This window comes from Phormidium pseudopriestleyi FRX01, assembly GCF_017313335.1.
Taxonomy (GTDB): Bacteria; Cyanobacteriota; Cyanobacteriia; order Cyanobacteriales; family Laspinemataceae; genus Laspinema; species Laspinema pseudopriestleyi.
In genome coordinates this window covers 1-3089 of sequence record NZ_JAFLQW010000484.1, presented here as the reverse complement: position 1 = coordinate 3089, position 3089 = coordinate 1, and the positions used below count along the sequence as shown (strand labels likewise).

Annotated in this window: 4 protein-coding genes; 2 read left to right on the top strand and 2 right to left on the bottom strand. The window is 50.3% G+C overall.

The annotated features are described in order from the left end of the window. Positions 1-21 precede the first annotated feature (21 nt). A complete protein-coding gene (locus J0895_RS18480) occupies positions 22-129 on the top strand; it encodes a sugar transferase (RefSeq protein ID WP_340643550.1) in 108 nt (35 codons plus the stop codon). Positions 130-173: 44 nt separating this feature from the next. Here J0895_RS18480 and J0895_RS18475 read toward each other — a convergent pair whose 3' ends face one another. Both J0895_RS18475 and J0895_RS18470 read right to left on the bottom strand, forming a co-directional pair. Then, positions 174-761 (bottom strand): D-glycero-alpha-D-manno-heptose-1,7-bisphosphate 7-phosphatase, encoded by a 588-nt coding sequence (locus J0895_RS18475; RefSeq protein WP_207089475.1) that lies wholly within the window; start codon positions 759-761, stop codon positions 174-176. A 275-nt stretch (positions 762-1036) separates the two neighbouring features. Further along, positions 1037-2011, bottom strand: a complete 975-nt coding sequence (locus tag J0895_RS18470) for a glycosyltransferase family 9 protein (protein ID WP_207089474.1) — start codon at positions 2009-2011, stop codon at positions 1037-1039. 193 nt (positions 2012-2204) lie between these two features. On the opposite strand from J0895_RS18470, the gene ispD reads away from it, so the two are divergent. Beyond that, complete coding sequence (ispD, locus tag J0895_RS18465) at positions 2205-2900, top strand: 2-C-methyl-D-erythritol 4-phosphate cytidylyltransferase (protein ID WP_207089473.1); 696 nt, start codon at positions 2205-2207, stop codon at positions 2898-2900. The last annotated feature ends 189 nt before the right edge of the window (positions 2901-3089 follow it).

Genomic DNA, 3089 nt, shown 5'->3' with positions numbered 1-3089 from the left:
GATATTGTCGATTTTGAAGAAGTGTTCCGCCTGGATATGACCTACATTCAAAATTGGTCCGTTTCTCTGGATTTCCAGATTTTATTCCAGACGGTGAAGGTGGTGTTTGCTAAAGAGGGTGCGTATTAGGGAACTGGAAACCGATAAATTAGGTGCGATCGCCCCTTAATCCTTCAAGATTTGGACCCCTGCTGAGTCATCCAATCCACCGCCTCCGCTAAATCCGAGGCGATGAAATCCGGATGGGTGTCATGTTGGTATTTCCCCCCCAAGACGCGATCGCCATAGCCCGTTTTGACCAAAATCCCTGTACAACCGGCATTATGGGCCATATCCACATCGGTTGCCTTATCTCCCACCATAAAACTCTGACTCAGGTCTAAATCATGTTCCCACGCTGCTGCCACTAACATTCCCGTATTGGGTTTACGCCAAGTGGTCCACCGAGTAAACTCGGGGTCCGTCCCCCCTTCCGGAGGACTCAGATAGGGACAATAATAAAGCGCATCCAACCGGGCACCCGCTTCCTCGTCCAATAAGTAACACAGGCGATCGTGTAAGGCATCCACATGAGAAGCAGGGTAATATCCTCGCGCTGGACCCGATTGATTGGAAACCAAACAACAGAAGAGATTTCGGTCATTTAAGCGGCGGACCGCAGCGGCCACACCGGGAATCAAATTCAGGTCTTCAACGCGATGAATATATCCAACTTCTTGGTTTAAAACGCCATCTCGGTCCAGGAATACTGCGGGTTTCATCAGCGATATTTGAGGAGAATTAACAAGAATTAAGAATTAATCAGTCCGGATTTTATAGCGGTTCCCACAGTTATGAGGTCCGGATATAGCGCGTCTAAATGAATTTGACATAAAGAAAGCGAGCAAGATTATTCAAGCGAGCAAGATGTTTGGGCTCGCGCGTACACGCTACGCGGTCAGCGAAGCCCGGGCTCAGGCTTTACGCACTCCAAAAATGTACGCGAATAACTGTGGGAAACGCTATAATTCTTAACTCCCAATTCCGAATCTTCGGTTTAACCTCCCCAAACTTTTTCTAGGACTTTCTCTGGTGAAATATCGGCAATTTTGCCTGTCGAAGATTGAATGCCGATATAACGATCGCCCGGGGGTAGCAATTTACCCCGGTCCGTAGGGCCGAACAAGGCAATCGTATAGGTCTGTACCGCCACCGCCAGATGCATTGGCGCACTGTCTGTACAAAGCATCAAATTCGCAGCGGCGATCGTGGCCGCCAACTTACCCACATCCGGGGGTGAAGTCACCTTAAGGCCGGGACAGGACCTAACCAACTGGTCGCATAAGGGTTTATCCTCTGGCCCTTGGATTAAGACCACCGGCAATTGAGGTTGACGGGTTTGCAGGTCCTGGATAATCTGCTGCCATTTTTCAACGGGATAGATTTTATCCAATCCTTTGACTTGGGAGAGTTGACTAGCACCCCCATGAATCAGAATGTAACCGCTATCTTTAACATCCAGTCTTTGCTGTTCCTCATCGGACCAGCGCAGGTCCTCTTTGAGCAGGGTAACCGAGAGTTCCGGACAAGGCATGGAGACCCCAAAACCCTGCAACAAGTCGTGGTACATACCGGCAGCATATTGCTCAGGTTTCAGCGGGACTGGGTTGGTGAGCAACCAGGAGTTGCCCAGATCCGAGTAGCTAATCCGGATGGGGATGCCTGTTAACCAGAGCAATAACCCCACCACCCAGCGCTGTCCAAGAGAAATCACCGCATCATACTCGCGATCGCGCATGATCCCCAGCAAATTCCCCCAATCCGCCAACCCGTTGCGATCCTTAAAATCAAACGGCAGCACCTGGAGGGACTTGTTATGAAGAAACTTGGATACCCGGTAAGCACCTTTGGACCGAGGCTCTACAACAACATCTATGTAAGCGTTAGGATATAACCGTTTCAGGCTATCCAACGTCGGAAAAAATAAAATTTGGTCGCCGATTCCGCCGGGGACAAGGGCCAGTATTCGCATCTCAATTGATTGAGCTTACTAAACAGACTCATTCTAAGCGATGAGAGACCTAATCCGATCCGGAATCTTCTGACTCAACCCAACCACGGGCCAGAAATCGGCTAAAAAAACCCTGCGATCGCCCCGACACCTCTACTCTAGTTATTGTTATTCACTCGTCATTTTTGTAACCAAACGCTTTAGAGGAACCACCGTGCATTTATTGATACCAGCCGCTGGCATGGGGCGACGAATGGGCAGCAACCGCAATAAACTACTCCTGTCATTGCTCGATCGCCCCTTGATTGCCTGGACCCTAGAGGCGGCCTCTGCCTCCCGTGAAATTCGTTGGATTGGGTTAATCGGTCAACCGGAAGACTGGCCAGACTTTGAAGCGATTTTAGCCGCCAATCCCCCCAGCAAACCTGTCCAATTCATCCAAGGCGGAAGTACCCGCCAAGAATCGGTTTATAACGGGTTACAGGAACTCCCGCCCGAGGCGACATCTGTATTAATTCATGATGGGGCCAGGTGTTTGGCGACCCCAGACCTGTTCGATCGCTGTGCCGAGTCCCTCCGCCATTGTCCGGGGTTAATTGCCGCTATCCCCGTCAAAGACACCATTAAAATCGTCGGCCGGGACTCTCAAACCATTGAAAAAACCCCCGATCGCGCGCAACTCTGGGCCGCCCAAACCCCCCAGGGATTTGAAGTCGCCTTATTAAAACAGTGCCACGATCGCGGAAAATCCCTGGGATGGGAGGTTACTGATGATGCGGCATTATTTGAAAAATGTGACTTGCCGGTGCAGATTGTCCCCGGGGAAGAGACCAATTTGAAAGTGACCACTCCAATGGATTTGGCGATCGCTGAGTTTATCCTGCGTCAACAACGCCCTGAACTCAAATAACACAAGAGAAACACGGTAGGGCTGGTAGCCTCGCGTCTTTAGACCGACGTGGAAAGCCCACACGAGCGGTTTTAACCGCCTATCGCATTTTTCTGCAATGCTCTACTCTTATAGGGTATCATTAGGCACAGACAAGTTTTCTGGACAATGATGCGCTACCCAAATTCGGTGAAAAACCGGCAACAGTGG

Bases quoted from the DNA above. Each gene is read 5' to 3' on its own strand.
- J0895_RS18475 (WP_207089475.1), bottom strand. From the start codon at position 761: ATGAAACCCGCAGTATTCCTGGACCGAGATGGCGTTTTAAACCAAGAA.
- J0895_RS18470 (WP_207089474.1), bottom strand. From the start codon at position 2,011: ATGCGAATACTGGCCCTTGTCCCCGGCGGAATCGGCGACCAAATTTTA.